The sequence below is a fragment of the bacterium genome, assembly GCA_030019025.1.
Lineage (GTDB): Bacteria > Hydrothermota > Hydrothermia > UBA1063 > UBA1063 > UBA1063.
In genome coordinates this window covers 36,596-56,067 of the sequence record JASEFR010000010.1, presented here as the reverse complement: position 1 = coordinate 56,067, position 19,472 = coordinate 36,596, and the positions used below count along the sequence as shown (strand labels likewise).

Below are 19,472 nucleotides of genomic sequence, written 5' to 3'. Positions count from 1 at the left end.
AAATCACCTTTGAAGTTCTATTGAAATTCTCCCCTTCAACTTGAACCAAGTAAAGGCCGGCAGGAAGTCCCGAGAAATTCACCTTGACAATTCCATTTACAGGAACGCGTGTTTCTCCCTTTACCAGTGCACCCTTTGCATCGTAGACCAGTATCCTAACCTCGCCTTCATTTTTACCAGTTAAAAGTTCAAGAGTGGTTCTGGCTATAGCTGGAATCGTTATGCTTGGCTTCTTCACCTCTTCGCCAGCATTTACCACCGTGCCCCAGTACCTTGCGTAGGCATCGTCAATATAAGATTGCAAGTTTGTATACGATCCTGCTCCTGCTACAACAAAAGCAACTTTTACTGAATCGTAGGGTGCGATGTTAAAGGGACCCGCTGACACCATTGAAGACCAGTCAGCATTTCTGTCGGTTGATGTAGTTCTATAGGTGCCATTAAGGAAGTTAATCTGAATATTATCAGGGAGTCCATTATAAGGATAAACATAATTTTCGTTGTCAATTACTGAATAATTTGCTATTAAATCTGTTTGTTCTCTGGATGGATTGAGGATTGCGGTACCCATGAAAGTTGAAGAATAGTAGAGGTAAACAAGGTTTCTCGTGGCGTTAGTACCCCCCGCGTTAGAGCTATAATCAACAATATCCCAGTCTGTAAAGAGTCCTGCATAAAGGCCATTTATCGGGTTTGGGGAGGAATTGTACAACGTGTATTCAAGGATTACATAGTTTGGAGCAACACCGTCGTTAAAGGTGTGTCCTCTCTGATATACCCATAGTCCCTTAGACTCTTCACCACCTGCATCGGTGAAGATCGCCTGGGAATATTCATAATAGGGCGGGTAAGGACTATACTTGAAGACTCGCCCATCGGGCTCTGTTGTTGTAACCCAATCGTCATCGTCACCGGAACTTGATTCATAGTACCTATCTATGACGTAAGGGAGTTGGGTTCCTACTGCAAAGGAACCGTAAAATAGGTGGGAATCTGAAGATGATGGGTATTTACACCCGGAACCTTGGTTCTGGTCTGAACTCATATATCCCAGTGTACCGTATTTTGTTATTGTCAAAACTATGTTTCCCGGAGAATGGTCTGCATAATCCACTCCAGGAATGCCGACAGTGATGGAGAAGTTGTAGTTCCAGGTATACCCCCCATCGCAGGTAATGTTAAGGTTGAAATTGACATCCGTTCCGCTGGGAGTAGCGGGATCTGAAGTGACGACGAATGGATCGCTTCCATTGTCAGCTGTCCCGCTGGTGGAGATGTCTCCAAAGAGGGTTGTTCCATCGCTGATGGAGGCATAACCGGAATTTGTAGTAAGGGTACCCTGCACATTGGACGCATCTACCCCGTTGTTTTTAACAGTTACGGTGATATAAATTGTTTCCCCAGCATCCCAGATTGAATTTTCATTTTGATCAGCAAAAGAGTAGTTTAAAAAGACGATGGAAGGCTGGTCAGGTGAGGGGGTATTTATAAGCGCCTGATAAACGTCCAGAACTCCCCAACCGTAGTCGTTATTGGGATAGGGAGCACCCTGTGAAGGTTGGCTTGCATAATCTAAGAGAAGGGAATAGACGGTGTTAAAGTCAAGATTTGGGTTTTTCTGCAGGAGTATGGCCACCGCACCTGCCACATGAGGTGTAGCCATTGATGTGCCGTCCCAGGACTCGTATCCTCCGCCCGGGACTGATGATGGTACACCTACACCGGGCGCGGAGATGTTGGGTTTTACAAAATTCCAGTCGCTCCGTGGCCAGTAGGCTGTATTATTCCATGGGTCCTGATTGGGAGCAGGCCCCCTACAGGAGAAATTGGCTATGTTGTCATTGTTGTCTGTAGCACCAACAGCTATTACATTAGGAAATGATCCCGGTGTATTTATCGTGCCAGAGTTTGGACCATTGTTACCTGCGGCAAAAACCGGTATTATCTCCAGGTTCCTCCAGTTTAAGACATCATTCCAATACTCAGTGTTTGTTATATCTGTGGAACCCCAGGAGTTGGAAACCACCCGAATATCTACACCTTGTGATTTCCACTCCGCTATCTTTTGAAAACCGTTATGAAGCCACGTGGCAGTTGCACTTCCCTGTGAATCAAAAATTTTACAAGAAACGAATTTTGCACCTGGTGCTACTCCGATGTCGTTTGTGAATGATCCAAGGCCGTCTCCACCAAGGATTGTTCCCGTACAATGGGTTCCGTGGCCATGGTCATCGTAGGGTTGTGACTGTCCGTTTACCGCGTCGTACCAGTATCCATAGAACTTCCCGGAGAGGGCAGGGTGGGTAGGATCAACGCCGGTATCCATTATTCCTACTATAATTCCACTTCCGTCATAGCCGGCTTGCCAGCACGAGTCTGCTTTTACTTTCGTAATGTTCCATGTAGGGGATTTTGTGCTTGCATTTTTATCAGATGTTTTAACCTTTTCTAAGGTAATGGTAAAATTGTCAATTAGATACTCCACGTCATCCCTTTGGGCAATCCACTCAATAACCTCTTTTTTGGCTTCAACGTAGAAACCGTTGAAAATCCAGTAGGGCTGTAAGGTTTTGATCTTTTCGCTGAAGTTTTGCTCAAGAGAATTGAGAATATCTCTTTGGGACTCCATTGAGAAGGTTTTCAATACTTCAACGTATTGTGCTGGAGTTAGTCCTTTCATTGCGTGATAGTCAGGTTTTGCTTTGAGGTGGACAATAGCTTCGATGTATTCATTTGGTGAGGCTTTGAAGAGTTTTTCCCCGAGGGCGGGGTAAATGTATGCCCTTGTTGTTAGGAGAGATAATAACAGAAATTTTAACAACACTATACCTCCTTTGCGTACAATTTTATACCCTGTTTAAAATTTTTCAAAAAGGGTAATCCGCATTTTTTATTGTGAATGGCTCTGACGGTGAATTGTCTTTAGAGTGAAAATTTTATTCTGCTTATTTCTTTGTATTTTGTAGTGTAATCTCACTTTAGCAGAATTAGCTTTTTCGTCTCAACAGAGCTTGTGGTCTCTAAATTGCAGAAGTATATACCCTCGGGTAAATCAGCAGAATTCCAGCGTATGGTATGCTTTCCGGCAGGTAATACTCCTCTGACTAAAGTAGCAACTTCCTGGCCGAGCATATTATAGATTCGTAGGGTAACGTAAGTTGATTTTGGTAACTCGTATTGAATATTAGTATATCTGCTGAAAGGATTTGGATAATTCGGGAAAAGTTTCGGTTTTATGTTTAAACTATTTTCGTCTCTTATACTTACAGGGCTGATGAATCTGCCATAGACGTCACCGTCGGTGAGGTCGGAATTTACACGAGTAGCTATCACAAGATAATTCCCGCCTCCAAAGCCGACTCCTCCCACAGGTATTTTGTTGTTTAAAGGAGCAAAGATAACAAAAGGTGTGTCAATAGGTTCACCGAAGGTGTTATAGAATCTTCCTACCATATTTGAATCGGAAAATTGTGTCCAGGTTATTAAATAATTAGTACCATCAAAGGCAACATAGGGTAGAAACGGCATTTTAGTTGTATCACAAATAGTAAATGTATCCTCGAGGGTTCCAGAAGTGGTTATGAATCTGCCAAGCAAAGTCCATTTTGGGAAACCCACGTCACTAAGAGTTTCATGAAATGCCAGCAGGTACCTTGTACCATCAAAGGCAAGGGAGACAGGGTTATCGCTGTAGTATGGGCCGTTGTCAATGACAAAATTGCCCCCCACAAGTGAGCCTGTTTTACTTACAAACTGCCCATAGATGTCTTTGTCATTATTGTCATCAACCCAGACTACGAGAAAATTGTTGCCATCAAATGCAGTGGCATTTTCACGTGCATAGTTATTGCTAATTTGTATTTGGGACCCAATCAGATCACCACTACTGCTTAACATTTGTCCATAGAGATAGCCGTCATTTTTAACGAAAACTGCCAGAAAAACCGTATCGCCCATAGCAATACTATTTCGGCCGTTTGGGTCTAAGTCGGTGGCGATGGTGATTGGAGAACCAACCAGATTTCCGTTCGTATCAATGAATTCTCCTTTAAGAGTTCCATAGAAGTCGCACCACATCAGGAAGTAATTGGTCCCATCAAAGATTGGTATCGCGCCCGGGAAAACTCCTGTATCACCTAAGGAAATTCTTGGGCCTATTAGATCTCCAGGATAGGCAATCAGCTGTGCATTGATACTGTACGGGCTTTCAGAATCACCGTAAATAGCTACCAGGCCGTTGTTATCACCGTAAACCGCTCCTCCAGAAAAAGTCGTATCACTACCCACTGCGATAGGAAATTCCTGGGCACTGATACCTTTTTGGAAGAAAAGAAAAGAAGCAACTGCAAAAACTATTTGGTAAATTTTTTTGGACATATCCCCTCCTTTTTCTAATTTTACACCCAGTTTAATAATTTACCAACATAGAACATTGCAAGTCCTGAGAAAAGTGAACCACTCAGGTTGTCGTCTAATTTCCATGGCAATATCTCAGATATAGCTCCTACTAAAGCACCTATGATGGTAAGAGGAAATGGGTAGTTTGCCAGTTTTGAGTATATATATCCTGCGATTATCCCAAAGGTTGTATAGGCTAAGAAACCTTCCAGGGTTTTTTCAAAGAATCGCCTTCGTCCGTATTCAAGCCCCATGAGTTTGGCAAACATATCACCAAAGACTGGGTAGAGGATTGAGCAGGAGGCAATTTTTCCCGGAAACAGCAAGTAGCTTAAAAAGGATGCTACAGTGAAGTGGGTCATGCTGGAGAAGGTTTTTTCTTCTTTACTTTTAAAGGCAAAACTTAGGGTTTTCATTATAGCCCGATTGATGCCTGCTTTAGAAAGTCTCACAAGATCAAAGATTAGGAAAGCGAGGGCTACAGTGCCGGTTAGTTTTAGAATAAAGCCCTTTGAAGTCTGGAAGTAGATGATTATATACAAAATAGCGAAAGGTCTTGCCACAAATCTTGACCATTTGATTGTCTTTCTTGTTTGTTCACTTAGTTTGTATCCGCTTTTGATCCGGTTGCTGAGACTAACGGAGAAAGTGTAGGCAACGAATACCAACATTATTATCCATTCAAGAGTCGATAAATGGACTGCTACTAATAGAAAGACTGCCGGCAGGATGTATAATCCCAGTATCCTTGAAGGCCCGATGATGTATAATAAAATTAGTGAATAAAAAACCAGAATAAGAAATGCAGTAAGAAAATCGGGCTTTGTAAATAGAGTTCTAAGAAGAAAATACAAAATTATGCCAGTTGCGGTTGCTTCCCCCTGCCCCCCTCTAAATTTAAGGTAGAAGGGAAACACATGCCCGAGAACAGCAGCGAAGGAGATGAGAATATTTAGGGGATACTCTATTCCCACCAGGTGGGCGATCCATGCGGACAACATTCCCTTTGAAAGATCGAAAATGGCTGTAAAGAGTGCAGGAATAGGACCGAGTGTTTTATAGGCATTTATTGTCCCTGCGTTCTTATCTCCCACCTCACGGATATCAATTCCTTTAAGGAGTTTGCCAAGGAAATAGGCAGGTAAAATTGAGCCTAAAATGTAGCTACTTAAGACACTTATAGTAATTTTTATAGCCATGTTTTTATTATAAAGGAAGAGGCATTATAATTTAACGATGAAATTTGTAGCAGTGGTTTTGTGTGGGGGGAAGGGGGAGCGGTTCTGGCCATTGTCGAGGAATGAAAATCCCAAACAGTTTCTTCAAATCGCGGGTGAAGGTACCCTTATTGAGCAAACCGCAAGAAGGTTGAAAAGAGTTCCCGAGTGCGGGGAAATACTCCTGGTTTCTAACGCCAAATTCAGGCAAAAGCTGGATTCTATGTTTCCCGGTGTCTTTAAGATACTTGAGCCGGTCGGTAAAAACACCGCGCCTGCCTGTGCTGTTGCCAACGAGTATGTAAGAAGAAGATATGGAGAGGTGATAGTAGGCGTCTTTCCTTCGGACCATTTCATAAAAGAAGATGATGTTTTCCTGAAAGCTATTGATGAAGCAGTAAAACTGGCCCAGCAAGGTTACATCGTTACCATTGGAATTAAGCCTGCAAGACCTGAAACAGGTTACGGTTATATTGAGAGGGGTGAAAAACTGGGCGAAAAGTCATATAAGGCTATTAAGTTTCACGAGAAGCCTGAAAGAGAAACGGCTGAGAAATATGTCTCGTCAGGGAAGTTTTACTGGAATGCAGGTATGTTTGTATGGAAAACGGATGTCTTTGATGAAGCGGTAAGGAAATTTATGCCAGATTTTTACAAAGTTTTGAAAGAATCCAAGATCCCTGAGGAACTTGATAAAGTTTATGAAAAAGCGCCTGAAATTTCAGTGGATTATGCAATAATGGAAAAGGCTGACAACATAGCAGTTGTGGAAGGGGAATTTTTCTGGGAGGACTTGGGGGCATTTCCATCTCTTTTTAAAGTTTTAGATACTGATGAAGAGGGGAATATTATCTCAGGTGAAGCAGTGGTCTCGGAATGTAAAAATTCTATTTTTATTCAAAGGGGACCGTTAATTGCAGCCTATGGGCTTTCGGATGTCATAGTGGTCTCAACCAATGATGTAGTGCTTGTAATTCCAATGAGTGAGGCTCAAAATATTAAAAAGTTAAGGGCAATTTTAAAGGAAAGAGGGCTTGAAAAATTATTGTAAGCAGGAGGTTTTTATGAAGAGGCTTTTGCCGCTGTTTGCGTTGGCGATATTAATCGCCGGATGCAATCTGAAGATTGAGGAGTGGAACAGCAGTAAAGTGCTGCCACTCGATGTCAGCCTTCCCGTGGTGAACAGGACTTATTTGATGACCGATTTCGTGAATGATAATCCGAGATTTCTCACGATCGGTGGTGACACGATATATTTCGCCGAGGATACAACAATTACGAACACTTATCTGGCTGTGGATAGCACGTTCAACGTAACTTTTTCTCATGGCCTACCTGAGATTCTCGATAGCTCACAAACTACAGTATCCTCAAGGGTCATGGAAATTACCGGAGTCATAAAGCTAAAGGGCAATGTGGTAAGTCCTTTTCACCTGCAAGCTGTCTTTTCCTACTACAAGGAAGGCACATTAGAGCGTTCAGATACTTTGGATATTGCCTTTACTTCTGTTGGCCCTATAGATACAGTGATAAATTTAACGCTTAGTGATATCCCTATTGGTCCCTTTTCCGTTAATTTGAAAGGAACAGGCTCCCTGGGCGCAGTTCAAGCGGATACTCTTTATTTGGGATACAAGATTCCCTCTACGCTCGATTTGAGGGGAGATACACTTGTGTTTGACGAAATTTCAATTAAAGTCGATTCCGCAATTATAGAGGCCGCTCAAAAAGGCCTGATTGACACCGTTCAATTTTCTATGTTTGGAGGAAATAGACTTCCTGTTGGAATACTGGTGAATACGTGGGTACTTAATAAAGAAAAAACGGACAGTGCAAAGGTGTTTGATGTAGATTTTAATCCCGCCACTGTAGATGATCAGGGTTTTGCGATTGGAGAGACAACGTGGGCTATTACTGCAAAGCTTCCAAGAAATGTAATAGATTTTCTTACGAGGGATACGATTTATATCCACCAGTCAATTATTATACCTCAAATGCCAAACCCCGTTGTTGTTAGATCTGTTGACTACATAAGGTACAAAGGCTATATGAGAGTGGTTGGATACCTTGATTTTGAGAAGCTTTCAGAGTAAAGGAGGATAAAAATGAAGAGGCTTTTTATAATGCTTTTTTTAGTCAATTTAACCTGGGCATATCCTATTATCTCCTTTAATGGAGAGTGGTACGGAACTACCGGACATTTTGGCCCATATTCCGTTTTCCATTCCCCGCAAAACTTAGCGGGAAAATACAATCCATCTTTTGTGCTTATGCTTCCTTATTTGCACGCGGGATTTAACAACGATCTAATTTCCCTCGATTTTTATAACAGGCTTGCACCCATGGATACGATAACCGATGAATTTAAGCAAGATGTTTTAGAGAAAATAGGTGATAATTTTGAGTTTAGTCAGTATCTTTCTGCAATGCCCATTGGGCTGTCAATAGGCCCTATTGGTGTTGCCAGCAGGACGGTGGAAGCGGCTAAAGTTAATATCCCAAGAGATTTATTCCGCATCGGCCTTTACGGAGTGCAGGTTAACAAAACTTATGATTTTACAAGCCTTCAGGCAGAGGTAATATCATATCTTCAGCACACCCTTGGCTTTGGATTTAGTGAAAGGATATCCAATAGAAAGGTTCATTTTGGTTTTTCAGGTTCTTACATCCTTGGACAGGCATATGCAAAGATTACATCAAGAACTGGAAAAGTGGAAGTTGCAGATACTGCTATTGAGGTAAAAGATACCGTTGAATTTATGTATTCAACACCGGATTATGTTTATGACATGAGGAATTTTAGTGTCGGGGAGATATATAAGCCCAGTGGTTATGGCTTCTCTCTCTCCCTTGGTTCTTCCGTTGAATTAACACCCAAATTCACATTAGGCCTTGCAATTGAAAACCTTTTTTCAAATATTAAATGGAATTCTGATTCAACATTCACAGGGGTTGCTGCTATTACTTCATCCAGGTTTAATCTTTACGACCTTTATAAAGCAGATTCTCTAAGGGAGATTTTTACCGACACAATTGAAAGGAACGCAGGAAGTTTCAATACTAAACTTCCTGTAATACTGAGGATTTCCGGAATGTATGATTTCTACAGGTTGCCTCTGAAGTTTTATTTTGATCTTGAACAGGGCTTCAAAAACTCTGCTCTTTCCAGTACTACGCCGAGACTTTCCCTTGCAATGGAACTAAATACATTCCTTCCAATTTTGCTCGGTGCGACTTTCGGGGGTGGCCAGAAACCCAGCTTCTCTTTGGGAACGGGCTTTCAGCTTCCCTTCATGTTCATAAATGCGGGTATTTCCAACCAGAGTGGTCTTATAACCTCTGCAGAAGGTCTTTCGGCAACAGTAACGGCAGGATTTAGGAGCCCAATAATTCAAAGGATTGAGGGAACAATCATTGATTCAACGACAGGGAGTCCATTGATTGCAAGAGTTACGATTGAAGGATACGATGGTAAAGAAAGAAGAGTAACCACTGAAGGGGATGGGAAGTTTAGAGTTAAAATACCATGGGGCTGGACCAAAATAAGTGTGTATGCAGAGAATTATACATCGAAGGATACCTTAATCTTTGTGGATAAGAAAGAGAAGGTTAAAACCACCTTCTATTTGAAGCCATTGGTAGGAGAACTGGTTGTTATGGTAACCGATTTTGTAACAGGACTACCAAAGGCTTATGTTCCTGTGATCGTTATGGACGAGTCAGGAAAGGCTGATACCCTTCTGACAGATTCGACTGGTAAGGCCTCCAAAAAGTACCTTGAGGGTGTGTATTCTATTAAGATTGAAGAGGCAAATTACAAACCCATTTACGAAACCTTTGACATAAAACCATTAGAGACACTTACTAAGAATTATACCATTGTACCAAGAGAAGGAGAATTGATTGGAAAGGTTGTTGATGCGAAATCCCTTTCACCCCTTGTTGCAACGGTTGAAATTTACGATTCTGTTGGCAATCTGATTGAGACAATAAATACATCGGAAAACGGAGAATTCTCTCTTAAATTGAAAGAAGGTTTATACAAGGTAAAAGCTCAGGCAGAAAAGTATATCCCCTTTGAAACTACCTTTGTTATTGAGGGTGGAAAGAAGACTACAAAGGATATAGCCCTTCTCAAGAAGAAGATGGTATTTACCTTTAGAAATATTTACTTTGAGTTTAACAAAGCTGACGTAAGGCCTGAGTCCTATCCAGTACTTGACTCGATTGCGTTGTTCCTTAAGGAGTATCCCAATGTTAAGGTGGAGATTGGAGGACATACAGATTCAAGGGGTTCTGATGCATACAATTTGAAGTTGTCTCAGGCAAGAGCCAATGCGGTGAGAGACTACCTCATTAAGGTTCACAATATATCGCCTGATCGCCTTATAGCGAAAGGATATGGTGAAAGAAGACTGGTGGTATATCCCGAAAGGAGCGAGGAAGATTATCAAATGAATAGAAGAGTAGAATTCACAATACTGGGGACCATAGAATAGTAAACAAATTTCGGGAGAACGAAAAAGGGGTCCAATTGGCCCCCTTTTTCGTTCGAACAGATTTAATTTTAGTTAGTGCTTGATTTCGAATCCCTTTTCACCTGTTGGAGGAATTTCTTCTTTTATTACCCTTTCAACAACAGCGGCTGGTGGACCTTCCTCTACCCTTCTTAAAAATTGTTCAAGAACGTCTTCTGGTCCTTCCGCTTCAATTTCCACCGATTCGTCAGGCATGTTTTTTACGTATCCGCTGATGCCCATGTTTGTTGCAAGCCGATAGGCAAAATATCTAAAGCCTACACCCTGAACGATTCCGTAAATTCTAATATAGTAACGCTTAATGGCCATATTCAAGATTTTCTTAAATGTTCAATAGTTTTTTCAATACCTTCCTCAAAATTTACTGTTGGCGACCAGCCCACTTTTTTTGCCCTGTCAACGTTCAGATAGATCTTGTAAACCTCACCCTTTCTTGGTTCTTTGTAAATAGGTTGTTTACTGTACCTTGTTATTTTTTTCATCATTTTAAAAAGTTCATTAACCGATGTTCCCTTGCCAGAACCTATATTAAACTCCCTCTCTGCCAGTTTTCCCAATTTTGTGAAAAGTATATTCGCTCTTGCCACATCCTCAACATATATAAAGTCTCTTTCCTGATTGCCATCACCATAAATATAGCAATCTTCATTTTTCAGCATGTTCATTCCAAATATTGCGACAACCCCTGCCTCTCCATAAGGATCCTGACGGGGACCGTAGACGTTACCATATCTCAGTATAACGTAATCAAGCCCAAAATTTTTGTAAAAGTATCTTATGTACATTTCGCCCGCATATTTTGAAATTCCGTAAGGGCTGAGGGGGTCAATGGGGTGAAGTTCATCACAAGGCAGGTAAATTGGGTTTCCATATATCGCACCTCCACTGCTGGAGAAGATGAATCTTTTGACGCCGTGTTTTACTGAGAGTTCTAAGAGGTTTATGGTTCCTCGAATGTTAGTATCCGCATCTTCTTGTGGATTCTTAGTGGAATATATTACGCTAATCTGGGCAGCGTGGTGATTCACAATATCCGGTTTTTCCTCAGAAAATACTTTTTCAAGACCTTCCAGATCGCGAATATCCAGTTGGTAAAATTTTGCCTTTGGATTTAGGTGTTCCTTCTTCCCAGAGGTAAGGTTATCAACGACTACTACTTCGTGACCTTCTTTGATGTAGTAGTCTTGAATATGAGACCCAATAAATCCGCAGCCGCCTGTAAGAAGAATCTTCATGCTTTAATTATAAAAGAAAGTTTGTGAAAAGGGTGAACTTACCACGCACCTCCACCACCGCCACCTGCGCCACCGCCGCTAAAACCGCCACTAAATCCGCCATGACTACCGCCAGAGGAGTGGGGAATACTGTAAAGGGTAGAATTGAGATAGGTCATTGTTGGGACGAAGGAGTGGACTCTCACGTAGCCAAATTCAACTCGTTCTTTTATCTCTTCAAATATTTCATCAAAAACTTTTCCCCATTTTTCCTCTTCTCCGAAGGCTATGGCATAGGGGAGCAGTCTTTTAAACATTTCTGGATTATCAAGGGCAAAGAGTTTAAGCCTTTCTTTTTCAACGGTATGTATAAATTCTCGGAGCCCCCTCAAGTATCTCAAGGCTTGTGCTCCTTTCTCAGTCTTAGCTACCATTATTCTTCCAAAGAAAGAAAAGATCAAGAAATTTAAGATTGCGGAGAAGATTATTATGAACAAATTGCTTGTGCTGTTTTTCATTAATAACTGCCCTACAATCCCGATTCCCATTGAAATTCCGACTCCGATGGCGTAATAAGAGGCTCTAACAGTTTCTGGCTCTTCTCTGAAATAGCCTCTCGTTGTGAGGCTTTTGTAGATTTCACGACTGATTTTCTTGAATTCCTTATAGTAGCGGTTTTTCAGATCCGAAATTTTTACAACTTTGTTGTCTTCCTTTGCATATTCGGGCTTAAAGAGGCTTTTTAAAATTGCACACTGGTGAGGTTTAAGATTTTCGTCACAATCTTTTAGCTTTTTGATTATGATTTCTTTTTTGTCTCCCTCTTCTATTTGGATGTATCCGTTTAGCATTAAGAAAACGATTTCTGCTGTTATATCCCTCGGATCAACCTTCTCGTCAAAGATTGTTCCGCTTTCTGAAGGGGTCAAATCTTCGGGAGGTTGATATTGTACAACAATGGTCCCGGTATACGGGTCTCTTCCCCGTTTGTACCACTCCAAGAAGAGAATAAAAAAAGCGATAAAGGGTATGAATAATGGCCATAGCTTAAGAAAGAGTTTTCCAAGCTTTGAAATCTTGCTTTGGACTTTAAACGTGTTTGGAGGAAATTTAAGCAGGATTGTGAGGCCTTCGTAAGGTTCCAGGGCTCTCGTTGTGGCAAAAGAAAGGTAACCTTGAATGCTGTCAGCGTATATCTTTGCATCTTTCCCCCTTGCCCCAAAGAACCCTGTGTAAGCACGGGCTTCCAATGGCAAAACGGGTAATGCAATATTGCAAATTACCGAATCTATGGGGACATTCCAGCTATTTCCTGTGACATTCCAGATAAAATATTGATAATTGAGACTGTCAAAAACTGCATACTCAGTTTGATAGTTAATGTAGTATCTTACCACACCTGATACGTATTTATCAGGATCTCCGATCCTTATAGTGAGATAGTCTGGACCTCTTTTTAAGACCCATGGCATTTCTTCGAAGTCATAACTTCCTGCAGAAATAACCTTTATGGATAACTGGTCGTTTCTAAATTTAACAGGGATGTTCCTATAGATACCATGTCTTTTTTCATTCTCAAAATCTACGGTGATTGTCTCATTGACATCAAGAAGATTATCCCCTGTAAGTCTTAATGCTACATTAAACTCTTTAATGTACCATGAAAGGAGAAGGGCTATAAATACGTTCATGTTTAGATTTTAAAGTGTGTCTTATAACAGTGCAAAGGATAACAGTGCAAAGGATTAATCTGAACCCCAAACTAAAAATAGGGTTTTAAATAGGTTCAATGGTAGCCGTGTACAGTTAAGCTTTAAATTTGGTGCAGGTTTGGATTTCACTTTTCTATTTCAACTAATCCCATTTAGTTATGCTTATTGTTGGTGTTGAAGGTATTTGAACTTTTGAATTAATATTTTTCGGTATTGGCTTTCTGTTTTCCCTATGTTAACTTGACAACGTTGTTATCTTTTTTTGCATGAGTTATATCTTTGTTTGTGTTCTTGTTGAAAGAGAATCAAAGGATTTAGCAAGTGGTGCTATGTAAATTAAAAGGGCTTTGATGAATGCCGGATTTTTTAATCTATCCCAAATTCTGAGTCTTGAGAAATTGTTTTGATCTTTTAATTTTTCTTGGGTTTTGATTTCCGCCTGGCTCTTCGTTGTTTTCTTAAGTTGGTTATCCTTTCAATCCCTTTTCAACAATTTCTCTCAAACGCCTGGCAGATTCGTATGGATTTGTGGATTTCATTATGGCACTGGATACAGCAATACCACATACCCCCGTTTGTATCACGCTTAGTGCGTTTTCTTCAGAGATCCCCCCTATGGCAATTTTGGGGACATCGGGTGTTATCTCTACAAGTTTTTTCAAATTTTCTAAGCCTATGGGTTTTCCTGCATCTGGTTTGGTAGGTGTTGCGAAAACAGACCCAAAACTGAGATAGTCGAAAGGCATATTCATCACCTTTTCAAATTCTTCTTTGTTTCCTACGGAGATTCCGACAATTTTTCCGCATACGATTCTTTTAACTTCGGTGAGGGGTAAGTCGTCTTGCCCGATGTGAACTCCATCAGCATCAAGAAGAATTGCAAAATCGGGTCTGTTGTTTATGAAAAAGGCGACGCCTTTTTCTTTACAAATTTCTTTCAGATTCTTGGCGATTTCGTAGGCCAGCCCGTCGTCTACACCTTTAAATCTAAATTGGACTGCCGTAACTCCGCCTTTAATTGCCTCTTTAACTTTCTCATAGAAATTTTCATCGTAGTAAAGATAATCAGCAATGAGATACAGCTTTAATATATCCTTCATAGTTTCTCAATTAGCATTTCTGCCAGCTTTTTACCTGATAATAACATACCTCCGAAAATAGGACCCATCCTCGGCCCGCCAAAACAGGCACAGGCGGCCATTCCGACAACGTATAGACCGGGAAATACCTCACCTGTTTTTTCAACAGTGATTTTTTCTCCTTCTTCAGCATCCATAGACCTTTCACCAATTATTTCGCCTGTTTCAGTATTTAATTTCACACCGTTCTTTTTAATTAAAACTTTAACTACCTCAAGGTCGTGTCCCGTGGCATCAACTACTGCCTTTGCCAATAGGGTTATGGGGTCCACGTGGAGCTTTGCTATTTCTATCGGCGATGCGTTGATCACCACACCTTGGACTCTGTTATCTTTTATGACTAAATCTTCTACAGAAATGAGATTGAAGATTTCTGCTCCCACCTTTATTGCGTTAAATATTAAACCGCTGGCTAATTCTATGGAATCAACGGAATAGAGGTCCTCTTCCTCTTTTTTGTATCTTATGCCCATGTCGTTCAGGATGGGGAGGCATGCCTCTTCCACTACAGCAAATTTGAAACCCATTCCTCCTCCCCAGGTTCCTCCACCGAGAGATAGTTTCTTTTCAAGAATCGTGACTTTTTTACCGGTCTTGGCCAGGTAATATCCGGCCACCAAGGAGGAAGGACCACCCCCGGCAATGATTATATCACTTTCTATGGCGCTTAAAAGGTGATTAAAATGGTTCCTGATTATGATTTCAGTAATTTTCTTTTCTTTCATTTCTCGCTCCTTTTTACCTCAAACTTCAAGTTTTCTGAAAATTCATTAGGTGTTAGATTGTAAAGCCTGTCAATTAAAAGGGAGTAGAAACCCCCGGGGCCTGTGGCATTCTTAGAGGCGAGCTCCCCTGCCACCCCAAAGAGAGCAAGGCCAAAAAGGGAAGCAAAGGCTTTATCCTCCTCTACAGCTGCAAAAGCTCCGATTATGGAAGATACTGCACAACCGGACCCGGTTATTTTACCAAGCAAAGGTACTCCATTGTGACATTCCAAAACATTATCTCCTTTTATAATGTAATCTATCGCCCCTGAAATTGCGACAATAGTTCTTGTTTTTTTGCTAAATTCGATAGCGGATTCAAGAATATTTTCCGGTTTCGTTATGGAGTCAACTCCCTTCGTCTTACTTTCCAGACCGCAAATTGCTCCGATTTCAGAGGCATTTCCCCTTATTATGTCTACCTTTACCTCGTTTAGTATTTTCTCTACTAAATAGTTCCTAAATCTTGTGGCGCCTGCACCAACGGGGTCCAAAATTACGGGCTTTTTTAGCTCGTTTGCCTTTTTACCGGCGATAATCATAGAGTTGATCATGGTTTTAGTGGGTGTTCCTATATTAAGGACTAAGGAATTTGCGATGGAAACCATATCTTCTACCTCATCTTCAGAGTGTGCCATGACAGGTGAAGCACCTATAGCCAGTAGTGCATTCGCCTGAAAGTTTGCGGCAACATAGTTGGTTATATTGTGAACAAGAGGGCTTAAGTTCTTGATATTCTCAAGGGCTTTTTGAGCTTTTTCTTTAATATTCATTTCTTTTAATCCTTGTTAATTAGGAATACGCAGTACTCACCGCACATTGTACATAAACCTTCGCCGGACTTTTCAACCCTCAATCTCCTTGAGGTTTCTGGATGAATAGATAGAGCCATCATGGTATCCCAGTTCAGTTCTTTTCTTGCTTTTGACATTTCCTCATCCCATTTATCGGCATCCTTGATTCCCTTTGCAATGTCAGCAGCGTGCCCCGCAATCCTTGCAGCAATTACGCCCAGTTTTACGTCTTCTGCTGTTGGAAGTCCGAGATGCTCGGCAGGAGTTACATAACAGAGGAATTCAACGCCCGACCAGGCAGCGATGGCACCACCTATTGCGCCAGTGATGTGGTCAAACCCTGGTGCTATGTCTGTCACAACTGGTCCAAGGAGGTAAAGAGGAGCTCCGTAGTTTAATTTTTTCATTCTTTCCACTGCTTCCTTGACTTTATGAAGAGGAACATGCCCGGGACCCTCAACGATGGTCATAACCCCTGCTTCTCTCGCCTTAAGAACCAGTTCTCCGAGAACTTTCTGCTCTCCCACCTCGAAGTAATCTCCTGCATCCTTTATTGCGCCGGGCCTCATACCATCGCCGAGGGAAAGTACGACATCGTACTTTCTGGCTAATTTCAGCAGGCGATCGAAATGTTCAAAGAGTGGGTTTTCTCTATTGTAGGTTTTGATATAGGCAGAAAGTATTGCACCCCCTCGGGAGACGATACCTTCCAGTCTTGGGTTTTCTTTCAGTTTCATAACAAGTTCTCTTGTTACCCCTGCGTGTATGGTCATAAAGTCAACGCCTTCTTCCATTTGCTGTTCAAGGATATCGAAAATCTCCTCCACATCAAGCCTTACGACTGCACCTCGCTTAATTCTTGCCTGTGTTGCAGCCTCATAGATGGGCACGGTTCCCACTGGCACAGTAGAATTTTCGAGTATTTTCTTTCTAATAATTTTTAAGTCCTCTGACAGTGAAAGATCCATGACTGCGTCAGCACCTGCATCTAAGGCAGCTCTGAGCTTTTCCAGTTCTTCCGGAAGGCTTGACCGATTCGTGCTCGTCCCGATGTTAGCATTTACTTTTGTACGAACAAAGTTTGAGAGTATAAAAGGATTTCTTCCGGTGCGGTATCCGACGACGACAGCTGTACCGGAGACAACTTCTTGTGACATCAGCTTTGGGTCTACCTTCTCTTTTTTACAGATTTCTATGAACTTTTCTGGGATTTTACCAGATTTTAGTGTTTCAATTAAAGTCTCCCCCATCTTTTCCTCCTCTGGCTTTAAGGGGGAGGGCTGAGCGTATGGGAAAGCTACTGGCACTTTCCCTTCGCCGGCATTACCCGGATCAGGTTCGAGGGGTCGCCTTTTAGGCAGGCCTCTCAGCCAGGCTTTTACCCAGCTCCCCCAGTGCCGAATATTATTTTATCACAAATATTATGTAATTCAAAAATGTCAGTTCAAAGGGCTTAGTTTACAAAATGGGGAGATACTTTTTCAGTTCAAACTCGCTACCTCGTTTTCATACCTTGTTCCGACTTCCATTACGTAGTTTTTCCATTCTTTCTCTTTGTTTTCAATGAGTTTTTCATGAACGTGTTAACCAAGTACTTCTCCGCAAGACCTGCTGGTTCTAAAAAGTTCAAGAGCTTTTAAGCTCAATTCTGTACGAGTTTTTTGAGTCTTTTCTGAAGTTCAGTACACTCACGCAGAAGGAACGGTTCTTTGTCTCCAGGCTGAATAATACGGGGCCTCATAACCTGGTCTTAGTCTTTTGTAAGAATTAACCCATTGATTTAAAAACCGTTGAATTTCCCTCCATATTAGATAAGGCCATTGCAAAGCGTTTTCCGAAATCGGAAAACCTGCGGGGGAGTGAAATAAGTTTTCGCCATTTCTGAAGAGAGAAATATGGAGATTCACTTCATTGCCAGGGAGATCCTTTATATGTTTGGCATAAAGAAGAAATGAAGGTTTAGTCTCTCGGGTGTTTTTTTAAAAGCATATTTTGCAAGCGTAATGCTATCTACGATTTCTTTAGCTGACCGTATTTTAAATCTATTTCGTGCTGGCTCGGAGCTACTTCGTGATGATCACAACCAACAGAAATACCCATTTTACAAACATATCACGGCAACTTTTCTGAACCAACACGAGCTCCCGCTGTAAAAATAGCCTCCTGTACCTGATGATTTAGTGCTTCTATCGTTTTCGAATAAAAAAATTCAATCTCTGGACCAATGCATTTAAGTTCCTTGCCTATCTTCAAGAGCTTTGATTAATATAAACCTTGAATCACCGTTAAACCCGTCCCCATTGGCATCGTAAATGTTACCAAACATCAAAGATTTACACCAGGTCTCACTGCCAAGTTCATGCTTCCAAGGTAATACCCTAAAGCTTCTGGGATCAGGTACAAAAACTGAGTCAAATTCACGAATTCTTGCAAAGCCTTCAACCGAGCTTCCATCAAAGCCTTTTCCCTTTTTAAAGGTATCTTCAATTTCTTTTGAGGGTTTAGTAAAGTTTAGAGGCCTGCGGAGAACATTTACAAAAAGAAATCTACGGAACTTGACCTCGGGATGATCATTGAGAAAATTGATCACTTCTTCCTTATTTTTAAAGTCAAATCCTTTAAAGTTGGCACCTCCTCTTAAATGAACTGAACTTCTTTTAATGGCAGTTTTGGGAAAAATTTGGTATACACGATATGGCTAAGTCCACAGACAAACATCGTCAGCCTCTCAATTCCAATCCCAAAACCTGCAGATGGGGGAACTCCTTCCTCCAATAACTTCAAATAGAATGTTTTTAGGAATTCCGCATCTTTATTTCTAAGCTTGTTTATAACATTTGTTCTGTCGTCTTCCCTTTCGCCCCCAGAAATTGCCTCTCCATATCCATAAGGGTACAGGAGGTCGAAGTCGGCCATTTTCCCCGTTGATGGGATTGTCTTATAATAAAATTCTCTTCTCCCTTCAGGAAAATGGACTATCCAAACCGGAACTGATGAGTTTTCAGAGATAACCTTTTCGTAATCTTCTCCATATAGGCTGTAAACGTCTTCAAATTCATAAACAGGAAAAGGGGGACTGATTTCGGGAAGAGTTCTACCAAAGTAAGCCAGTTCTTCTTTAGCCTCATCTTTTAACCTTTTGAATAAGTAAGTTAGCATTTCTTCGATGAGATTCATCACCTCTTGCATTTTTGCATTTTTTATTTCAACGTCAAGCTGGACGAATTCCACAAGATGTCTTCGTGTTGAGGATTTCTTTTCCTCTTCAATTCTTATGTTCGGGGAAAGGGTGAATATTCTGTCGAGATTGAATAGAGCCATCCTTTTGTGAAAGATCATGCTTTTGGTGAGCTGATATTGCTGACCATAGATTTCAAAGGATATGGATTTTTTAACCTCTGATAGGGGATCGGTAACTCTGGAAATCACGACGGGGAGAATTTCAAAAAATCCCTTTTCGTGGAGAAAATCTCTCAAAATTTTGATTATAAGGGATTGAACCCTTACTGCTATTTTTACTTTTTCGTCTTTTAAATGTTCAAAGATTTCAAACTCTAACATAGTTTTACCTCCTTTTGGGAATCAAAGAACAAGCGGGGTTCTATTGATTTAGTATGCCGTCCCCCTTATGAGCGGGGGACGTTATTATTGTTGAAATTAAGTGCGAAATAATTAATAAGTAGAATATTCGATGTA

Annotated in this window: 15 protein-coding genes and 1 riboswitch; of the genes, 3 read left to right on the top strand and 12 right to left on the bottom strand. The window is 41.1% G+C overall.

The features are described from left to right. The 3 genes from QMD82_03965 to QMD82_03955 all read right to left on the bottom strand — a co-directional run. Positions 1–2,821, bottom strand: a 2,821-nt coding sequence (locus tag QMD82_03965; GenBank protein ID MDI6851077.1) for a S8 family peptidase, incomplete at its 3' end; no start/stop codon positions are given. A gap of 152 nt (positions 2,822–2,973) precedes the next feature. Continuing rightward, positions 2,974–4,377 (bottom strand): T9SS type A sorting domain-containing protein, encoded by a 1,404-nt coding sequence (locus tag QMD82_03960; GenBank protein ID MDI6851076.1) that lies wholly within the window; start codon positions 4,375–4,377, stop codon positions 2,974–2,976. Positions 4,378–4,397: 20 nt separating this feature from the next. Further along, on the bottom strand, positions 4,398–5,597 hold the full coding sequence (locus tag QMD82_03955) for a glycerol-3-phosphate acyltransferase (protein MDI6851075.1): 1,200 nt from the start codon (positions 5,595–5,597) through the stop codon (positions 4,398–4,400). Positions 5,598–5,634: 37 nt separating this feature from the next. Between QMD82_03955 and QMD82_03950 the strand changes: the two genes are divergently transcribed. The 3 genes from QMD82_03950 to QMD82_03940 are packed head-to-tail and all read left to right on the top strand — an operon-like array spanning position 5,635 to position 10,114. After that, positions 5,635–6,666 carry a mannose-1-phosphate guanylyltransferase gene (locus QMD82_03950; protein MDI6851074.1) on the top strand — a complete coding sequence of 344 codons (1,032 nt, stop codon included), beginning with the start codon at positions 5,635–5,637 and terminating at the stop codon, positions 6,664–6,666. 13 nt (positions 6,667–6,679) lie between these two features. Continuing rightward, positions 6,680–7,708, top strand: coding sequence for a hypothetical protein (locus tag QMD82_03945; protein MDI6851073.1), 1,029 nt, complete (start codon positions 6,680–6,682; stop codon positions 7,706–7,708). 12 nt (positions 7,709–7,720) lie between these two features. Then, positions 7,721–10,114: a DUF5723 family protein gene (locus QMD82_03940; protein MDI6851072.1), complete on the top strand. Its 2,394-nt coding sequence runs from the start codon at positions 7,721–7,723 to the stop codon at positions 10,112–10,114. Positions 10,115–10,186: 72 nt separating this feature from the next. On the opposite strand, the gene QMD82_03935 is transcribed toward QMD82_03940, so the two are convergent. From QMD82_03935 to QMD82_03895, 9 genes are all read right to left on the bottom strand, one after another. Next, positions 10,187–10,462, bottom strand: coding sequence for an acylphosphatase (locus QMD82_03935; GenBank protein MDI6851071.1), 276 nt, complete (start codon positions 10,460–10,462; stop codon positions 10,187–10,189). 2 nt (positions 10,463–10,464) lie between these two features. Then, the gene (locus QMD82_03930; GenBank protein ID MDI6851070.1) at positions 10,465–11,388 is read right to left on the bottom strand and encodes an NAD-dependent epimerase/dehydratase family protein; all 924 of its coding nucleotides are present in this window, start codon (positions 11,386–11,388) and stop codon (positions 10,465–10,467) included. Between the two features lie 38 nt (positions 11,389–11,426). After that, positions 11,427–13,058, bottom strand: a complete 1,632-nt coding sequence (locus QMD82_03925) for a DUF2207 domain-containing protein (GenBank protein ID MDI6851069.1) — start codon at positions 13,056–13,058, stop codon at positions 11,427–11,429. 488 nt (positions 13,059–13,546) lie between these two features. Beyond that, on the bottom strand, positions 13,547–14,179 hold the full coding sequence (gene thiE / locus QMD82_03920) for a thiamine phosphate synthase (protein ID MDI6851068.1): 633 nt from the start codon (positions 14,177–14,179) through the stop codon (positions 13,547–13,549). After that, positions 14,176–14,943: a sulfide-dependent adenosine diphosphate thiazole synthase gene (locus tag QMD82_03915; protein ID MDI6851067.1), complete on the bottom strand. Its 768-nt coding sequence runs from the start codon at positions 14,941–14,943 to the stop codon at positions 14,176–14,178. The genes thiE and QMD82_03915 overlap by 4 nt, the downstream gene beginning before the upstream one ends. Beyond that, positions 14,940–15,755 carry a hydroxyethylthiazole kinase gene (thiM, locus tag QMD82_03910; GenBank protein ID MDI6851066.1) on the bottom strand — a complete coding sequence of 272 codons (816 nt, stop codon included), beginning with the start codon at positions 15,753–15,755 and terminating at the stop codon, positions 14,940–14,942. Before thiM ends, QMD82_03915 begins: the two co-directional genes overlap by 4 nt. Positions 15,756–15,760: 5 nt before the next feature. Continuing rightward, a complete protein-coding gene (gene thiC, locus QMD82_03905) occupies positions 15,761–17,026 on the bottom strand; it encodes a phosphomethylpyrimidine synthase ThiC (protein ID MDI6851065.1) in 1,266 nt (421 codons plus the stop codon). A gap of 41 nt (positions 17,027–17,067) precedes the next feature. Then, positions 17,068–17,179: riboswitch (TPP riboswitch) on the bottom strand. 827 nt (positions 17,180–18,006) lie between these two features. Further along, a complete protein-coding gene (locus QMD82_03900) occupies positions 18,007–18,366 on the bottom strand; it encodes a glutamine synthetase beta-grasp domain-containing protein (protein ID MDI6851064.1) in 360 nt (119 codons plus the stop codon). 47 nt (positions 18,367–18,413) lie between these two features. Further along, positions 18,414–19,337, bottom strand: coding sequence for an asparagine synthetase A (locus QMD82_03895; protein MDI6851063.1), 924 nt, complete (start codon positions 19,335–19,337; stop codon positions 18,414–18,416). Positions 19,338–19,472 lie beyond the last annotated feature (135 nt).